The organism is Nocardia mangyaensis (genome assembly GCF_001886715.1).
GTDB classification, from domain to species: domain Bacteria; phylum Actinomycetota; class Actinomycetes; order Mycobacteriales; family Mycobacteriaceae; genus Nocardia; species Nocardia mangyaensis.
Window position 1 is genome coordinate 301,487 of record NZ_CP018082.1, and the last position, 17,199, is coordinate 318,685.

General features: G+C 68.8%; 14 protein-coding genes. 6 read left to right on the forward strand and 8 right to left on the reverse strand.

The genetic code is table 11. The features are described from left to right. The first annotated feature begins 3 nt into the window (after positions 1-3). The gene (locus BOX37_RS01350) at positions 4-1,059 is read left to right on the forward strand and encodes a zinc-binding metallopeptidase family protein (RefSeq protein WP_071925854.1); all 1,056 of its coding nucleotides are present in this window, start codon (positions 4-6) and stop codon (positions 1,057-1,059) included. Positions 1,060-1,184: 125 nt separating this feature from the next. Further along, a complete protein-coding gene (locus BOX37_RS01355) occupies positions 1,185-2,069 on the forward strand; it encodes a bile acid:sodium symporter family protein (protein ID WP_071925855.1) in 885 nt (294 codons plus the stop codon). A 57-nt stretch (positions 2,070-2,126) separates the two neighbouring features. Here BOX37_RS01355 and BOX37_RS01360 read toward each other — a convergent pair whose 3' ends face one another. The 4 genes from BOX37_RS01360 to BOX37_RS01375 all read right to left on the reverse strand — a co-directional run bounded on the left by BOX37_RS01360 (position 2,127) and on the right by BOX37_RS01375 (position 7,074). Beyond that, positions 2,127-2,840 (reverse strand): type 1 glutamine amidotransferase, encoded by a 714-nt coding sequence (locus BOX37_RS01360; RefSeq protein WP_071925856.1) that lies wholly within the window; start codon positions 2,838-2,840, stop codon positions 2,127-2,129. Positions 2,841-2,913: 73 nt separating this feature from the next. After that, positions 2,914-4,149 carry a MurT ligase domain-containing protein gene (locus BOX37_RS01365; RefSeq protein WP_071925857.1) on the reverse strand — a complete coding sequence of 412 codons (1,236 nt, stop codon included), beginning with the start codon at positions 4,147-4,149 and terminating at the stop codon, positions 2,914-2,916. Between the two features lie 57 nt (positions 4,150-4,206). After that, on the reverse strand, positions 4,207-5,958 hold the full coding sequence (locus tag BOX37_RS01370; RefSeq protein WP_071925858.1) for a hydroxysqualene dehydroxylase: 1,752 nt from the start codon (positions 5,956-5,958) through the stop codon (positions 4,207-4,209). A gap of 189 nt (positions 5,959-6,147) precedes the next feature. Further along, on the reverse strand, positions 6,148-7,074 hold the full coding sequence (locus tag BOX37_RS01375) for an EamA family transporter (RefSeq protein WP_071925859.1): 927 nt from the start codon (positions 7,072-7,074) through the stop codon (positions 6,148-6,150). Between the two features lie 71 nt (positions 7,075-7,145). On the opposite strand from BOX37_RS01375, the gene BOX37_RS01380 reads away from it, so the two are divergent. After that, positions 7,146-8,039, forward strand: coding sequence for a LysR family transcriptional regulator (locus tag BOX37_RS01380; RefSeq protein WP_071925860.1), 894 nt, complete (start codon positions 7,146-7,148; stop codon positions 8,037-8,039). Positions 8,040-8,043: 4 nt separating this feature from the next. Here the strand turns inward: BOX37_RS01380 and BOX37_RS01385 are convergent, their stop codons facing one another. Together BOX37_RS01385 and leuA are read right to left on the reverse strand one after the other, a co-directional pair. Further along, entirely contained in the window at positions 8,044-9,849 is a 1,806-nt protein-coding gene (locus tag BOX37_RS01385; RefSeq protein WP_071925861.1) for a MinD/ParA family ATP-binding protein, read from the reverse strand. 260 nt (positions 9,850-10,109) lie between these two features. Beyond that, positions 10,110-11,909 carry a 2-isopropylmalate synthase gene (leuA, locus tag BOX37_RS01390; RefSeq protein WP_071925862.1) on the reverse strand — a complete coding sequence of 600 codons (1,800 nt, stop codon included), beginning with the start codon at positions 11,907-11,909 and terminating at the stop codon, positions 10,110-10,112. Between the two features lie 283 nt (positions 11,910-12,192). Between leuA and BOX37_RS01395 the strand changes: the two genes are divergently transcribed. The 3 genes from BOX37_RS01395 (at position 12,193) to BOX37_RS01410 (ending at position 16,039) form a co-directional block, all read left to right on the forward strand. Next, positions 12,193-12,960 carry a sulfite exporter TauE/SafE family protein gene (locus tag BOX37_RS01395; RefSeq protein WP_071925863.1) on the forward strand — a complete coding sequence of 256 codons (768 nt, stop codon included), beginning with the start codon at positions 12,193-12,195 and terminating at the stop codon, positions 12,958-12,960. Positions 12,961-13,437: 477 nt separating this feature from the next. After that, complete coding sequence (locus BOX37_RS01405) at positions 13,438-15,048, forward strand: GMC oxidoreductase (protein WP_071931093.1); 1,611 nt, start codon at positions 13,438-13,440, stop codon at positions 15,046-15,048. 160 nt (positions 15,049-15,208) lie between these two features. Then, positions 15,209-16,039, forward strand: coding sequence for an ion transporter (locus BOX37_RS01410; RefSeq protein WP_071925865.1), 831 nt, complete (start codon positions 15,209-15,211; stop codon positions 16,037-16,039). On the opposite strand, the gene BOX37_RS01415 is transcribed toward BOX37_RS01410, so the two are convergent. Next, a complete protein-coding gene (locus BOX37_RS01415) occupies positions 16,036-16,494 on the reverse strand; it encodes an SRPBCC family protein (protein WP_071925866.1) in 459 nt (152 codons plus the stop codon). The genes BOX37_RS01410 and BOX37_RS01415 overlap by 4 nt on opposite strands. Positions 16,495-16,592: 98 nt before the next feature. Beyond that, positions 16,593-17,165, reverse strand: a complete 573-nt coding sequence (locus BOX37_RS01420; protein ID WP_071925867.1) for a TetR/AcrR family transcriptional regulator — start codon at positions 17,163-17,165, stop codon at positions 16,593-16,595. Positions 17,166-17,199 lie beyond the last annotated feature (34 nt).

The following is a 17,199-nucleotide window of genomic DNA, read 5'->3' on the forward strand; positions in this document are numbered from 1 at the left end:
CCCTTGCGTGATTTCGTGTGCCCGAACTGCGGTCAGCAGTTGGCTTTCGAGAATTCGGTCTGTCTGTCGTGCTCGAGCCGGCTCGGTTTCAGCCTGCACGAGCGTGCCCTCGTGGTGATCGGTGATCCGCCCGGTGACGCGGCCGTCGACCACGCGGGCGGTGTCGTCGACCGCGATCGGTTCCGGCTGTGCGACAACCTGCATGTGGCGCAATGCAATTGGCTGGTCTCGGAAGGGAACGCCCCCGGGCCGAAGCTGTGTGCCTCCTGCGCACTCACCCGGACCAGGCCCAACGATGCCGACGTGGCCGGTCTGGCCGCCTTCGCCGAGGCCGAAGCGGCCAAGCGGCGGTTGATCTTCGAACTGGCCGAACTCGGCCTGCCGATCGTCGGGCGTGACAGCGACCCGCACGGCCTGGCCTTCGACCTGCTCTCCAGCCGCACCGACGGCGTCATGACCGGTCACGTCGACGGGGTGATCACCCTCGACCTGGCCGAGGCCGACGACCCGCATCGTGAACAGTTGCGCATCGAGATGGCCGAGCCCTACCGCACCCTGCTCGGCCATTTCCGCCACGAGATCGGCCACTATTACTTCCCGGTCCTGGTCACCGAGGACGACGAGTTGCGACGCTTCCGTGATCTGTTCGGCGACCCCTTCGCCGACTACCAGGCGGCACTGGACCGGCACTACTCCCAGGGCGCGCCCGCGGGCTGGGAACGCGACTACGTGTCCTCCTACGCCACCATGCACGCCGCCGAGGACTGGGCCGAGACCTTCGCCCACTACCTGCACGTCCGCGACACCCTCGACACCGCGGCCGCCTTCGGCCTCGCCCCCGCGGGCGCCACGCTCGACCGGCCCCAGGTCGGCCGCGCCGGATTCGACAAGATCATCGAGCTGTGGCTGCCGCTGGCCTGGTCGCTGAACATGGTCAACCGCTCGATGGGGCGCGACGACCTGTACCCCTTCGTCCTCCCGGAGCGGGTGCTGGAGAAGATGCGCTTCGTGCACGACCTGTGCACCGCCACCGCGCCGGAGGCGCTCGCCTCGGCGTAGACGCGCGGTGATGCCTCGCGATTTCTGGTGCGACCGGGGTCACATTCAGCTATCCTCCCACTTTGAGACGATCGCGTCTCAGAACCCGGCGGTTCCCGCGTCCGGGCTGCTCGATGAGGATGGCTATGAACTCTCCCTTGGTGTCCGTCGGACTCCCGCTGGCACTCGCGGTGATCATGTTCGGACTCGGTCTGTCGCTGACCGTCGCCGACTTCACCCGGATCGCGAAGACCCCGCGCATCGTCGCCATCGCCCTGATCTGCCAGGTGCTCCTGCTCCCGGCGATCGCGTTCGGGCTGGTGCTGCTGTTCGGGCTGTCGCCGATCCTCGCGGTCGGCATGATGCTGCTCGCCGCCTCGCCCGGCGGGACCACCGCGAATCTGTACAGTCACCTGTTCCGTGGTGACGTGGCGCTGAACGTGTCACTGACCGCGGTCAATTCGGTGATCGCGGTGATCACCGTGCCGGTGGTGACCAACTTCGCCATCGGCTACTTCGAGCCCGACGACGGTGCCGGTTCGCTCGGACTGCAACTGGGCAAAGTGGTGCAGGTGTTCGCCATCGTGCTCGTGCCGGTCGCGATCGGCATGCTGGTGCGTCACCTCTGGCCCGCGTTCGCCGATCGGATGGACCGGCCGGTGCGCATCGGTTCGGCGCTGGTCCTGCTGCTGGTGATCGTGGGAACCGTCGTCGCCGAACGCGACACCCTCGGTTCCTCGCTGGCCGACGTCGGCGCCATCGCCGTGGCCTTCTGCCTGTTCAGCCTGACCATCGGCTACTTCGTACCGCGCCTGCTCGGCGCGGCCGAAAGGCAGTCCATCGCGTGCTCGATGGAGATCGGCATCCACAACAGCACCATCGCCATCACCATCGCCATCAGCGTGCTCGACAGCACCGAGATGGCGATCCCCGCGGCCGTGTACGGCGTGCTGATGTTCCCGCTCGCGGCGATCTTCGGCTGGCTGATCACTCGTCGCCGGGTGCGCTCGGCACCGGTCACCGTCGAGTGAGCTCTGAACCCGGAATCGGCTGCCTCCAGTACGCGGTGGACACCCCGCGCTGCTGATTCAGGCGCGGAGGCGTTCCCTGCGGAGGCGGGTGACCTCGGGGAGGTCGAGAGGGGACAGTTCGGTGGCGGGGATGCCGAGGGCCTTGGCGATGAGGTGATCGGCCAGTTCGGGGTTGCGGGCCAGGGCCGGCCCGTGGAGGTAGGTGCCGATGACCGAGCCCTGGACGACGCCTTCGGTGCCGTCGCCGACACCGTTGCCGACGCCGCGGGTGACCCGGGCCAGTGGCGTGGCGTCTGGGCCGAGGGTGGTGCCGCCGCGGTGGTTCTCGAAGCCGGTGAGGGGGGCGGAGAGGCCGTCGAGCAGGGGGGTGGTGGTGACCTCGCCGATGGCGCGGACGTCCTGGGGGGCGGTGGTGACGTCGAACAGGCTCACGCCATCGACCTTCTCGCCCGCCGAGGTCTCGTACCAGTTGCCGAGCACCTGGATGGCGGCGCAGATGGCGAGCACCGGCGCACCCTTGGCGGCGGCCTGCTGCAGGCCGGGGTACTTCCGCAGGTGCCGGGTGGCCAGGCGCTGGGCGGAGTCCTCGGCGCCGCCGAGGGTGTAGATGTCGAAGGAGTCGGGGACCGGGTCGGCCAGGGTGATGTCGATGATCTCGGCGTCGTAGCCGCGCATGCGCAACCGCTGCCGCAGGACCAGGGCATTGCCGCCGTCGCCGTAGGTGCCCATCACATCGGGCAGCACCAGACCGATACGGATGGTCGAGCTCATGCTGTGGCCTCCTCGTGGCATGCTCGGGCGCCCCGCGTGGTTACGCGAGCTGCCGCCTCCGGGCGCTGACCGATCATGCCAGTGCCTCCAGGTCGCGGTTGAGGTCGCGGAACGCGGTGTAGTTGGCCAGCACCTCGACGTGGCCGGGCGGGCACGACTCGATGGCACGCACCGGATCGGGGATCAGCGTGTGCTCGACACCGGCGTAGGTCAGGCGCACGGCCAGGTCGGTGCCGCGCTCACCCGAGGCCACCACCTGCACGCCTTCGAAGTGCTCGAACCGCACGTCCCACAGCCACGACAGGTCCTCACCGTCGGGCACCTGCCCGTTCACCGCGATCACCAGGCCGGCCGAGGTCGGCTCGATCATCGACAGCGCTTCCTGCCAGCCCGCGGGGTTCTTCGCCAGCAGCAGCCGCGCGTCGTGCTCGCCGACGGTCACCGTGCGGTAGCGGCCCGCGATCTCGCGGACGGTGCCGGTCGCGTCGGTCGCCTTGACCGCGTCGGCGCCCAGCGCCACCGCCGCCGCCACGGCCTGGGCCGCGTTGCCGCGGTTCGCCCGGCCCGGCAGCGCCAGATGCAGGGCCGCGCGGAAACCGTCGGGCCCGCACAGGTCTTCGCCCTCGAGCCACCACTGCGGTCGCGGCCGATGGAAATCGGCGCCGGTCGAACGCCAGTTCTCGCCCTCCCAGACAATCGGCTCGCCACTACGCGGGCAACTCGTCGCGTCGACGGCCCAGCCGCTGCCCGCCGACACCCACACGACCTTCGGATGGTCGTAGGCGATGGAGGCGATCAGCACGTCGTCGCAGTTGGCGATGACCACCGCGTCGGGATGACGTGCCAGCCCGGCGCGCAGCTTGCGCTCGATCATGTTGATCTCGCCGACCCGGTCGAGCTGGTCGCGGCTCAGATTCAGCAGCACGATGGCGGCGGGGTCGAGCGCGTCGCTGACGTGCGGCAGATGCAGCTCGTCGACTTCGATCGCGGCCAGCGCCACACCGGGGTGCACGCTCAGCGCGGCGACGATGCCCGCGTCCATGTTCGCGCCGTCGGCCTGCGTGGCGACCGCGCCCAGCGTGCCGAGGGCGGCGGTGGTCATGCGGGTGGTGGTCGACTTGCCGTTGGTGCCGGTGATCAGCACCGTCTGCCTGCCGCGCCCGAGCTGGGTCATGATCGTCGGATCGATCTTCACGGCGATCAGGCCGCCGATCATCGAACCCTTGCCGCGGCCCGCCTTCTGCGAAGCCCACGACGCTGCCGCCGCCGCTCGCAAAGCCAGGCGCCCACGCACCGAGATGTCTGCCACGCCGCGAGTCTATGTGCGCGGTGTCGCGGTCCGCGTGCGGGAGCGGTGTGAGCTGCGTCAGACGGGCACGTCGAACATGTTGGGCAGGCCCTTGGCGTAGCGATCCGCGTCGATGACCCGCAGCGGTTCCAGCTCCGGCGTGCGACGCAGCGTGACGATGTCGCAGCGCGGCGCCGACGAGCCCGACACGTCGAGCAGCGCGTTCACCGCGGCGCGCGCCGATTCGTTGGCGCCCTCCATGGTGGCCAGGTCGACATCGGTGCGCACGTAATCACCGGCCAGGAACAGGTTTTCGATCGGGCCGTGCGCAACAGGTCGCGAGTCCCAGGAGCCGGCGGTGTTGATCAGCAGCGGATCGGCGTTGGCATTGCGCGCGCCCTGCCAGGTGATTCCGGGATCGAGGAACCACGAGTGCACCTCGGCCGGGCGCAGCAGTTGTTCGCGGTCGTTGAGATGGGCGGTGAGCTGGGCCCAGACCTCGCGGTAGATCTCCTCGTGCGTGCATGCCACGGCGGGTTTGCCGTAGAGCACGCCGGGGGTGTGCCAGTCGGAGATGTCGATCGAGAGGCAGTCGGCGACCGTGCCGTCGCCGAAGGAGCTCAGCTCGCGGGTCCACAGCTGGTTCTGGCTGATCGAGGTGAGCGACCACGGTGAATCCACGTATGCGGTGTGCCCGCGCGCAATGTGCAGTGGGCTGCGGAAATAGATCTGAATGCCGTTCATCCAGTCGACGAACAGCCGGTCCATCGCCGCGAATTCCGGTGCGAGCGCGAGTATCTGCGGCGACCACAGCTTGCGCGCCTGCTCGACCGGCAGCGCCACCACGTAGTGGTCCGCTTCCACCATGCCGACGCCGCTGATCCGCGCGCCACCGATGCGCTTGTCGCGCACCACGAGTTCGGTGACCCGCGCGCCGAGCTCGAAGCGAACGCCCAGTCCGCGCAGGTGCTCGACCCACGGATCGATCCAGGCGATATTGGTCGCGTTGTTCAGCACCCGGTCCAGGCCGCCGTCGTTGCCGATGCCGAGCGGATTGCCGAGGAACTGCTCGCCCATGCCGCCGATGGTGCGGGTGCTGGCCAGGTCCGCCTTGGCCGCGACCATGATGCTGGTCAGCGAGCGGGACACGATCGCGCGGAACTCGTGCGAGCGCTGGTGTCCCCGCACGAAGTCGTGCCAGGAGGTGTGTTCCCACTGGCCGAACCGGCGGGCCTCGCAGCTGCTGTTGAACACCAGCAGCCGGTTGGCGAAAAACGCGCTCTCCTCGGCGGGCATCCTGCTCAGCGTCGTGATGGCGCCCGCGAGGGTCTCCCTGATCGCCTCCGGTGTGGTCGCGGCGGGGAAGCCCTCCCCGGGCAGGGCGAGAGTGATGTCGTCGCCGTCGTGACGGGAGAAGCGCGCCTCGGGAACCGTGACGAGGTTGTTCCACACGCCCTCGGCATTGCCCGTGACCGGAATCCGGCGCATCGTGTCGGGCAGGTTCTGATAGAAGCCGGGGAAGAAGCGGAACCCGTGTTCACCGGGGAGATCGGGTCGGCCGTCGCGACCGGTGCCGGGCACGCCGACGCTGCGGGCCTTGCCACCGAAGGCCCGCGCCTCGTAGACGGTCACCTCGAACCCGCGCTCGATCAGTTCGTGCGCCGCGCTCAGCCCGGCGACGCCACCACCGAGGACGGCGACCCGGCGTCCGCGAGGGGCGCCGAGTGCGACACCGGGCGCTCCCGCTACGGCCCCCGCCGATGCCACCCCCGCTGCGACCGTGCCACGAAGAAAGGATCTTCGCGAAACGGGCCACCGCTGTTCCGCCATATACTGTTCAGCTGCCTTGCTCGAGTATTGCCTGCGATTTGCTACCACTCTAGAGCGCGGCGAAGACCTGGCTGTTGCGACCTGTGTGCCGTTCGCCCGCGCCTGATACCGACCGGTCGCGCGGAAAACGCAGCGCGCGATCGGTCACATGCTAGCCATAACGTGCGCGATCGTGCGTCGAATTGGACGTTAGACCTGGATGGGGCGTGGGCTCGGCGCGGGTTCGGCCGTCGGGCGGGCGCCGCGAGTGGTCGTCGCCGCGAAGGCGCCCGCGATCACGATCACGCCGCCCAGGAGCGCGGCCACCGTCGGCTGCTCGCCGAACGCCATCCACGCCGCGGCGATGCCGACCACCGGGACGAGCAGCGTCAACGGCGCCACCGTGCCCGCCGGATAGCGGCTCATCAGATAGGTCCACAGGCCCGAACCGCACACGGTGGCGAGGATCGCGATGTAGGCCAGCGCGCCCAGCGCGGGCAGGCCCGCCGCGGAGAAGGACGCGCCGAGCGCGCGCAATCCGGTATCAGGGCCCTCGACAACCATCGACAGCGCCAGCATCGGCACGACCGGCACCACCGACATCCACAGCGTCAAGTGCAGCGGATCGACGCCGGGGGAGTCGGCACCGGCCTTGCGCGCGCCGATGTTGCCGAAGGCCCAGCCCAATCCGGCCGCCAGGGTCAGCAGCACGGGGAGCAGCGTGGCATGCGCCATCCGGTCCGCGCCGATCACGACCATCCCCAGCACAGCGACCACCAGCCCCGCGATCTGCACCGGCCGCAAGCGCTCGCGCAGCAGGACCGCGCCGAGCAGCACGGTGAACGGCGCCGAGGACTGCAGCACCAGCGAGGCCAGCCCGGTCGGCATGCCGACGCGCATCGCGGTGAACAGGAACGCGAACTGCAGGATGCCGAATCCGGTGCCATAGAGCAGTAGCCACCGGGTGCGCACGGCCGGACGCGGGATGAACATCAGCACGGGGATCGCGATGACGGCGAAACGCAGGGCGCCGAAGAAGAAGGGCGGGAAGTGATCGAGGCCGATCCGGATGGCGAGGAAGTTCAGGCCCCAGAGCACGACGACGGTCAGTCCGAGGAGGCGATCGCGGGTGGTCACGTCCCTATCGTGCGGTTCGCTAAGCATCAGGACAATCGAATAAAAGTTGACTGATAACGTAGATTTACTTCATGTTCTCGATCGAGCGGCTGCGGATCCTGCGCGAACTCGCCGATCGCGGCACGGTCGCCGCCGTCGCCGAGGTGCTCTCGATGACGCCGTCGGCGGTCTCGCAGCAGTTGAAGGTGCTCGCCAGAGAGGCCGGGGTCGCGCTACTCGAACCCGATGGGCGACGGGTCCGCCTCACCGATGCCGGGCAGGCACTGGTCCTGCGTGCCGACGACGTACTCGCCGCGATGGAGCGCGCCACCGCCGAGATGGCCATCTACCGTGGTTCCCCGCGCGGTCAGGTGCGGGTGGCCTCGTTCCCCTCCGGCGCCGCCCTGCTGCTGCCGCCGGTCTTCGCCGCGCTGGCGGGCAGCGGCGTCGAGATCGTCGCCGGTGATGAGGACCTGCCGCCCACCGAGGCGCCGAAACTACTGGCCGACTACGACATCGTCCTGACCCATCGCGACGAACGCGCGCCCTCGTTGACCGGGCCGCGGCTCTCGGCGCGGGTGCTGATGCGCGAGCCGATCGATGTCGTCGTGGCGCCGACCCATCCACTGGCGGGCAGGCGATCGGTGCGACCGGAGGAACTGGCCGAGGAGACCTGGGTGAGCGTACGCGGCGGCTTCCCGGTCGACGACGTGCTCGAGTCCATCGCCACCGTCACCGGGGTGCAGCCACGGATCGGGCAGCGGCTCAACGATTTCCGGGTGATCGAGACCGTGGTGGCATCGGGCTACGGCGTCGCGCTGATGCCGCGCTTCGCCGTCGTCCATCCGGCGCTGTCGGTACTGCGGCTGGCCGGGGTGCGCGCGGCGCGGGTGTACGAGATCGTCACCCGGCCGCAGGCGCACCGGCGCCCCGCGATCGCCACGGTGCTCGATGCGTTCGAGACCGCGGCGCGCGGGATGAGTTAGGACCTCAGAACTGCTGGCCCGGCTGGTAGGGCTGCTGTCCCTGGTAGGGCTGCCCCTGCTGGAACTGCTGGCCCGGCTGGAACGACTGCTGTGGCGGCTGCCCGTGGTAGCCGAAATCGTCGGCGACCATGGCGGCCAGTTCCAGCAGGGCCCGCCGGGTCGGCTTGCTGACCAGCTCGAGGTCGATCTCGGCGCCCTCGGCCAGGTGATCGTCGAACGGGACGATCTGCACGGCGCGGGTGCGGTCGAGGAACAACTTGCGCAGCTGGTCCAGGTCGACCGTCGAGGCGCCGCGGCGCGAAGCGTTGACCACCACGACCGTGCGCTCGACCAGCTTGCTGTAGCCGTGGTGATCGAGCCAGTCCAGCGTCGCCGAGGCGCTGCGGGCACCGTCGATGGCCGGGGAGGTGACCAGCACCAGCGAGCTCGCCATGTCCAGCACACCCGACATCGCCGAGTGCATCAGACCGGTACCGCAGTCGGTGAGGATGATGTTGTAGAACGACTGCAGGATGCCGATGGCCTTGCGGTAATCAGCCTCGCTGAAAGCTTCCGACACCGCCGGATCCTGCTCGGAGGCCAGCACTTCCAGTCGGCTCGGGGCCTGCGAAGTGTGCGCGCGAACATCGGAGTAGCGGGTGATGTTCTGGTCTTCGAGCAGGTTGCGCACCGTCGAACGGGTCTGGCGCGGTACCCGATGGGCGAGCGTGCCCAGGTCGGGGTTGGCGTCGATGGCGATCACGCGGTCACCGCGCTGGGAGGCGAAGGTGGACCCGAGACCGACGGTGGTGGTGGTCTTGCCGACACCACCCTTGAGCGAGAGGATCGCGATCCGGTAGTCACCGCGCACCGGCTGGTTGACCCGCTCACCCAGATCACGATGGACGACGTCGGCCGCCGACTCACCCGGGTTGATCACACCACCCGAGGCCTTGTGCACGGCCCGGCGCCACCCGCTGCGCGGCGCCTTGCGCGCCCGCTTGAGCAGGTTCAGGTCGTTGACCGAATGACCGGGCTGGCCCGGTGCGGCCACGTGCTGTGGTTGGAACGGCTGATGCTGCTGACCCGGTCCGCCCTGTCCCCACTGCGGGCCGGGCGGGGCGACCAGCGGCGCGGGCTGACCGGGCAGGTGCCCCGGTGGCATGCCGCCCTGCATCGGCGGCTGATACATCGGCGGTGGCGGCGGTGCCCAGCTGTAGATGGCATCGGACTGCGGCGGTTGCGCCTGCTGCTCCTGGCCCGGGTACTGCGGCTGCTCCTGACCGGGGAATTGTGGCTGTTCGGCGCCCGGATACTGCGGCTGCTCGGCGCCGGGGAACTGAGGCTGTTCGGCGCCCGGATACTGCGGCTGCTCGGCGCCGGGGAACTGAGGCTGTTCGGCGCCAGGGTACTGCGGCGCAGCGCTCGGGTAGGGCTGCTCGCCGGTCGAATGCGGGCCGGGGTAGGGCTGCTCACCGGGCCCCGGCTGGCCCTGCCACTGCTGCTCGGGCGCGTTCACCAGGGGATGCGCGCCACCGCTCTGATACGGATCGGGCACCGAATAGGTGTTCTGCGCGAACGGACCCGGCGCGAAACCTCCGGGCTGGAACACAGTGGTCTGCTCGGCTGTCCCCGCCTGCGGCTCGAGCTCGGCACTGGGCTGCTCGGGCTGATCGGTACGCTCGCCGACCGCTTCGGCCGTCGCGGCGGACTCGATGTCGGCTTCGGTCGCGGTCTGCACACCGGTGGGACCGGACGCAGCCTCGGCCGTATCTGCCGACGGACTCTGCAGCCAGGGCGGAGAGGTCGGATTGTGGTCGTTGTTGGTCACAGTTCCCCCACTTGCTCGCTGAACGAGCAGGAAGCTCGGCGCTGAATGTGCACCAAAACGCTAGCACGGAGCAAATTGCTCTGCTGTGGCGTGCTTGTGGGCTTCGGGGTCTACCTGTCCAAGGTGGTATACGGCTGTGTTTGTTGGAGCGCTGGCGCGCTCGAGTCGCGGCCCCTGGGGCGACCGGGATGTGAGTCATGGCATGACAAAGGCCGAGCTCCGTGGTGGACGGAACCCGGCCTTCGCGATGGCGAATCCGACTAGCGGTCGGCGGCCCGGTTGACGGCCGAGACGACGGCGCGCAGGGACGCGGTGGTGATGGAGGTGGCGATGCCGACGCCCCAGACGACCTTGTCGCCGATGGCGACCTCGACGTAGGCGGCGGCCTGGGCGTCGTCGCCGGCGGACATCGCGTGCTCGCTGTAGTCGAGGACGCGCACGTCGAAGCCGACGGTGGCGATCGCGTCGACGAAGGCGGCGAGCGGGCCGTTGCCGGAGCCGGTGATCTCCTGTTCGACGCCGTCGACCTTGACGGTGGCGATGATGGAGTCGACGCCGCCGTCGATCTCCGAGGCGGTCACCTTCTGGCGCATCCGCTCGAGCGGCAGGACCGGGTTCAGGTACTCGGTGGCGAAGACGTCCCACATCTCCTTGGGCGTCACCTCGCCGCCCTCACCGTCGGTGATCGCCTGGATCGCCTGGGAGAACTCGATCTGCAGGCGACGTGGCAGCACCAGGCCGTGGTCGGTCTTCATGATGTAGGCGACGCCACCCTTGCCGGACTGCGAGTTCACCCGGATCACGGCCTCGTAGGTGCGGCCGACGTCCTTCGGGTCGATCGGCAGGTACGGGACCTCCCAGACGATGTCGGCCACGTCGGCGTTCTGCGCGTCGGCGGTCGCCTTCATCGCGTCCAGGCCCTTGTTGATGGCGTCCTGGTGGCTGCCGGAGAACGCGGTGTAGACCAGGTCGCCGCCGTAGGGGTGACGCTCGGCCACGGCCAGCTGGTTGCAGTACTCGACCGTGCGGCGGATCTCGTCGATGTCGGAGAAGTTGATCTGCGGGTCGATGCCGCGGGAGAACATGTTCATACCGAGGGTCACCAGGCAGACGTTGCCGGTGCGCTCGCCGTTGCCGAACAGGCAGCCCTCGATGCGATCGGCGCCGGCCTGGTAGCCCAGCTCGGCGGCCGCGACGGCGGTGCCGCGGTCATTGTGCGGGTGCAGCGACAACACGATCGAGTCGCGGCGGGCCAGATTGCGGTGCATCCACTCGATCGAGTCGGCGTACACGTTCGGCGTGGCCATCTCGACGGTCGCGGGCAGGTTGATGATCAGCGGCTTGGCCGGTGTCGGCGCGATGATCTCGGAGACCGCGTCGCAGACCTCACGGGCGTAGTCCAGCTCGGTGCCGGTGTAGGACTCCGGGCTGTACTCATAGCGCCATTCGGTGTCGGGGTAGCGCTTCTCGATCTCCAGGCACAGCGCGGCGGCGTCGGTGGCGATCTTCTTCACCGCGGCACGCTCGGCGCGGAAGACCACCCGACGCTGCAGGATCGAGGTGGAGTTGTAGAAGTGCACGATCACGTTCGGTGCGCCGCTGCACGCCTCGAAGGTGCGCTCGATCAGTTCGGCGCGGCACTGGGTGAGCACCTGGATGGTGACGTCGTCGGGGACGGCGCCGTCTTCGATGATCTCGCGGACGAAATCGAAATCGGTCTGGCTCGCGGCCGGGAAGCCGACCTCGATCTCCTTGTAACCCATCCGCACCAGCAGGTCGAACATGCGGCGCTTGCGGGCGGGGCTCATCGGGTCGATGAGGGCCTGGTTGCCGTCGCGCAGGTCGACGGCGCACCACGCGGGCGCGCGATCGATGATCTTGTCGGGCCAGGTGCGGTCGGGCACCGCGATCGGTTCGACCTCTTCGGCGAAGGGCCGGTACCGGAACGCGGGCATCGACGAGTTCTTCTGCTGGTTCCAGGCGGGCTGGTCGGCCGGTGCGGGTTTGCCGGGGGCCGAGATGGTGCGCGATGCGGATACGAATGCGTCAGCCGAGGACATGCAAGTTTCTCCGTGGGTGTGGTGGATTCCCTGATGGGAGCGGGTCGACCGGCGCGTTGGAACCCCGCGACGGGAGCCGGTCCGAATCAGGACCCGTCGCGGCGGCCGAGAAGAAGTGCCCGCTGCATGATTCCCCGAGCTTACCGCGTACCCACCCCCACGGGTAAGCGGCCTGGGAAATATGGTCGCTACGGGGATGCCACCGGATGACCGGTACGGTTTTCAGCGAAACACACGCTTGTACGGACCATCGCGTCCGACGAGACGTCACAAAGGAATTCGGATGACTTGGCTGGAACAGTTGCTCGTCCTGGCCGCGGGTGTCGCCGCGGGCGGCATCAACACGATCGTCGGATCGGGCACCCTGATCACCTTCCCCACCCTGCTTGCCTTCGGTTTGCCGCCGGTGACCGCGAACGTCTCCAACACGATCGGCCTGGTCCCTGGCTCGGTCAGCGGGGTCATCGGGTACCGGCGCGAGCTGGCGGGTCAGCGCTCCCGGTTGGTGCAACTGGGCACGGCTTCGCTGCTCGGCGGCATCACCGGCGCGATTCTGCTGCTGGTGCTGCCCGCGGAGGCGTTCAAGGCGATCGTGCCGGTACTGATCATCGCCGCGCTGATCCTGGTGGTGGTGCAGCCGCGGCTGGCCGCCTGGGTGAAGCGGCGCCGGTCCGACGACGATGTCGCGCCGCCCGCGCACGGCGGACCGATTCTGCTGGTCGCGGTCTTCGGCACCGGCATCTACGGCGGATACTTCGGCGCTGCGCAGGGCGTGCTGCTGCTCGGGCTGCTGGGGGTGTTCGTGCACGAGGACATCCAGCGGCTCAACGCGGTGAAGAACGTGCTCGCGCTGATCGTGAACGCGGTCTCGGCATCGATCTTCATCGTGATCGCCGAGGTGAACTGGCAGGCCGTGGCGTTGATCGCGGTGGGGTCGATCATCGGTGGTCAGCTGGGGGCACGTGTGGGGCGGAAGCTGCCGCCGAATGTGTTGCGGGCGGTGATCGTGGTGGTGGGAACTGTTGCGGTGGTGCGGCTGTTGACGAGTTGACTTTGCTGTGTTTGTTGGAGCGCTGGCGCGCTCGAGTCGCGGCCCCAAAGGGCCGCCGGTCAGGCACCGTTGCTTGCTCCTTCGTCGCGTACGCAACGGCGCCTGACCGGCGACCCGGCCGCGACCGGCCACTGCGTGGCCGCCGCTCCTCGGGGTCGCGGGTGCGGGGCTGGGAGTGCGGACATGGCGGACTCGAGTGGTGCCGTGTGGCTGGGAGTGCGGGAGGTGGCCGACTTCGGGCGGGGAGTGTGGCTGGGAGTGCGGGAGGTGGCCGACTTCGGGCGGGGAGTGTGGCTGGGAGTGCGGGAGGTGGCCGACTTCGGGCGGGGAGTGTGGCTGGGACTGCGGGAGGTGGCGGACTCGGGTGGTGTGGCCGGGGCGGTCGTGAGCTGTGACAAATGTCCCCGCTACCGGGGGGAGTATCGGTAGCTACGCGGTATTCTGCGCTCGGCCATGCGTGATGAGGGAGGTGGCCTGGTGCACAGACGTGCCTTCTTCAAGGCGGCGGGACTGGCGACGATCGCCGGTGCTGTGGGGACGACGCTGATCAGCGGTTCGGCTTCGGCTGATCCGCGGGCGGGGATGTTCCGCACCTGGGTGCCGGAGATCTTCGAGCCGATTCCCGATGCGCCGGAGCATTCGCCCGCGATCGTCATCGGGTCCGGATTCGGTGCCGCGGTGACCGCGTTGCGGCTGGCGCAGGCGGGCGTCGTCAACACCGTGCTCGAGCGTGGGTCGCGCTGGCCCAACGATCCGTGGCGCGAGATCTTCACCGGGGACGACCTGCCCGACGGGCGCGGGTTCTGGCATCGCACCAGCTTCACCGGCGTCACGAAGGTGCCGATGAGTTTCGGCCGGTTCGGCGGTGTCCTCGATGTCACCGAGTATCCGGGCATCGATGTGTGGCGCGCGGCCGCGGTGGGCGGTGGCTCGGTGGTGTTCACCGGCGCGATGGTGGCGCCCGAACGCAGGCTCTTCGACCAGGTCTTCGGCGGTGTCGTCGACTTCGGCGAGCTGGAGCGGGTCTACTACCCGCGGGTGCGCCAGATGCTGCGCCTGGATCCCATGCCCGCCGACATCTACAACTCCGCGCCGTTCGCGCACTCGCGCGCCTGGGACGAGCAGGTCCGCGCCGCCGGCTACCAGCCGGTGCCCAACGATTCGATCTTCACCTGGGACGTACTGCGCGGCGAGCTGTCCGGCGCCTCCCGGCCCTCGGCCACCGTGGCGCGCTCGAACCTGGGCAATTCCAACGGCGCCAAGTTCGACCTGAACCAGAACTATCTGCGTTTCGCCGCCGAGACCGGCAAGTCGCAGGTGTATCCGGGCCATCGGGTCGACAGCATCGCCCAGGAGCCCGGCGGCAAGTTCGTGGTCACCGTGACGAAACTGGCCCCGACCGGTCAGGTCCTCGGTACCCGTACCCTCACCTGCGACAAGCTGTTCCTCGGCGCCGGTTCCGTCGGCACGTCCGAGCTGCTGGTCCGGGCTCAGGCCACCGGCACGCTGCCCGATCTCAACGAGCACATCGGCGACGGCTTCGGCACCAACGGTGACGTGGTGCTGGCCCGCGGCGCCAGCTCACTGTCCGGCAGCGGCCAGGGCGTGCCGAGCGCCAGCCGCATCTACGACGAATCCGGCACCCCGCTGACCCTGGAGAACTGGTACATCCCGGGTATTCCGTTCGAGACCGGCGCGCTCGCTTCGCTCGGCATGGTGCTCGACCCGGCCAGGGCCCGCTTCGCCTACCACCGGGGTGCCGACACTGTCGGCCTGAACTGGTCGCGGGGCGCCCAGAACGCCGTCGTCGACGCGGCCCGCACCGTCGATCGCCGGATCGCCGAGCGCGCCGGTGCGCTCGCCGAGTACGGTGCGCTCGGCTACGACGCGAACGCCGAGTTCACCGCGCATCCGCTCGGTGGCGCGGTCCTCGGCAAGGCCACCGACGCCTACGGTCGCGTGCACGGGCATCGCGGCCTGTATGTGATGGACGGCGCCGCGATCCCCGGCAGCACGGCGACGGTGAACCCGTCGCTGACCATCACCGCGCTGGCCGAACGCAATATCGAGGCGATCCTGCGCGGCTGAGCGCGCGAACACGCCCCCGACCGGCGCCCGCAACTTCCAGCGCGGCGCCGGGGAACCAATTAGCGTGGGCAACAGCAGAAGCCGGGCCACCACCGGCCGACCTCGCGGGCAGTGCGGCCCGACACCGCGGCCCCGGCCGCCAGACGCAGCAGGAGAACGGGTGGTCTCACCAGGTATCGAGCGGGTCGAGGCATTGCCGGACGTGCGGTCCAAGACACCCTCCCTGCGCACTGACCTGTTGATGCTGATCCTGGCGATCATCTCGGTGGTGCTGGTCGTGTGGATCACCTTCTTCCCCGTCGCCGGCTCGACCTATCGCACGATCGTCGTGATCGACTGGACGATCTGCGGGGTCTTCCTGCTGGAATTCCTGTGGCGGTGGCGCCGGGCGGGCTGGCCGTGGACGTTCCCGTTCGTCTACTGGTACGAGGTCCTCGGCATGATCCCGGTGACCAGCCCGCTGTTCCGCGGGTTCCGGTTGCTGCGGATCGTGGTGATCCTGATCCGGCTCGGCCGGGTGGCCGACCGGGCGCTGGGCGAGCGGGTCACCGCGACGATCGTCAGCCGGTTCGTCGGCACCATCGTCGACATCATCAAGCGCCCGATGACGGTCGCGATCCTCGACGAGGTCTCCACCGTCCTGCGCGCGGGCCACTACACCAAGAACATCGCCGCGGCGCTGGAGGAGAACCACGCCGAGGTCGACCAGATGATCGTCGACCTGATCAAGAACGACCCGGCGACCAGCAAGCTGCGCTACGTCCCGTTCCACGACGACATCATCCGGCTCGTCGCCGACACGGTCTACCGCATGCTGCGCCAGCTACTCGACGATCCGCGAACCGACGAACTCGTCGCCGACATGCTGCGGGAGAATCTGGACCAGATCAACGACGCCGTGCGCGCCGGGATCAAGGTCCCGCCGGCCCAGCGCGGCGCGACGCCCGCCGAGCACGGCGTGCGTCCTCACGTCGGCTACACGAAGCGTTAGCTGACCGCGAAGCCCTCGACCTCGGGAAAACGTTCGGCGAAATCGATGAAGTTCGCGACGGTCTCGTCGTTCATCCGGCGCAGGGTGCGGTTGAACAGGATGCCGGGGACGGGCAGCGGCAACTGCAGTTCCACGTGGAAGTCGACCTCGGTGCCCGCGGCGCTTTCCAGCAGGTCGAACGAGCCTCCGCCCTTGGAGCCGCGACTGCTGTCGACGACGTTCCAGCTCACGCGATGTCTTTCCCAGCTGTACTCGAGCACCTGGTCGTCGGCGTAGTTCATGAAGTGGGACGTGACAAAGACTCGACGCGGCCTGTTGTCGGTGTCGCGTGGTCCGACCCGGACCTTGCTGTAGGCGGCGGACCAGTCCGCCAGTAGTTCGACGGCCAGCAGCGCGTCCATCACCTGATCGATATCGGCGTCAACAGTGAAGCGGATGTCGGTTTTCGAGCGCATCGTTGTCTATCCTCCGAACCCCCGCTGTCTTCCGGGCCCGATTGTGCACAGCTGTCGCAGTGATCGTCAACACGTCTATGGTCTGGACAAACGACCGGTCAACTGGCTATGACCCGCGCCACCGCGGCCTCGATCAGCGCCGTGCTCTGTTCTTCGGTGAAGATGCCGGGCAGCGTGAGGTGCTCGAGAATGAGCCAGTTCAGGGCCAGGTAGAGCAGCAGCACCGTCGTCTCGTCGCCGGGTTGGCCCGACGCCAGGTGGTTGCTGACATTGACGTCGAGGTCGGCGCGGACCCGCTCGGTGAGCACCGCGCGCAGTTCGGGCCGCCGGGTGGCCTCCAGCCGGAGTTCGAGCAGGGCGAGGTAGGCGGTGCGGTGCCCTTCCAGGCGGCCGACCACCTCTTTCATCAGCGCGGTGATGTTCTCCACCGACTTCGGCCCCTCGGTGACCAGGGCCATCGTCTCCTCGGTCGGCTGGACCACCTCGTAGAAGCGGACGCCCGCCTGCGTGAGTAGCTCATCGCGGTTGGCGAAGTAGTTGGAGGCGGTGCCGGCGGGCACGCCTGCCTGCTTGTCCACGGCGCGGAAGGTGAGTCCGCGGGCGCCCTCGGCGGCCAGTACCTCGATGGCCGCGTCGAGCAGGGCTTGCCGTCGTTCGGGATTCGTCCGCACTTGACACCACTCCGATTGTAGTACTATGTTGAAA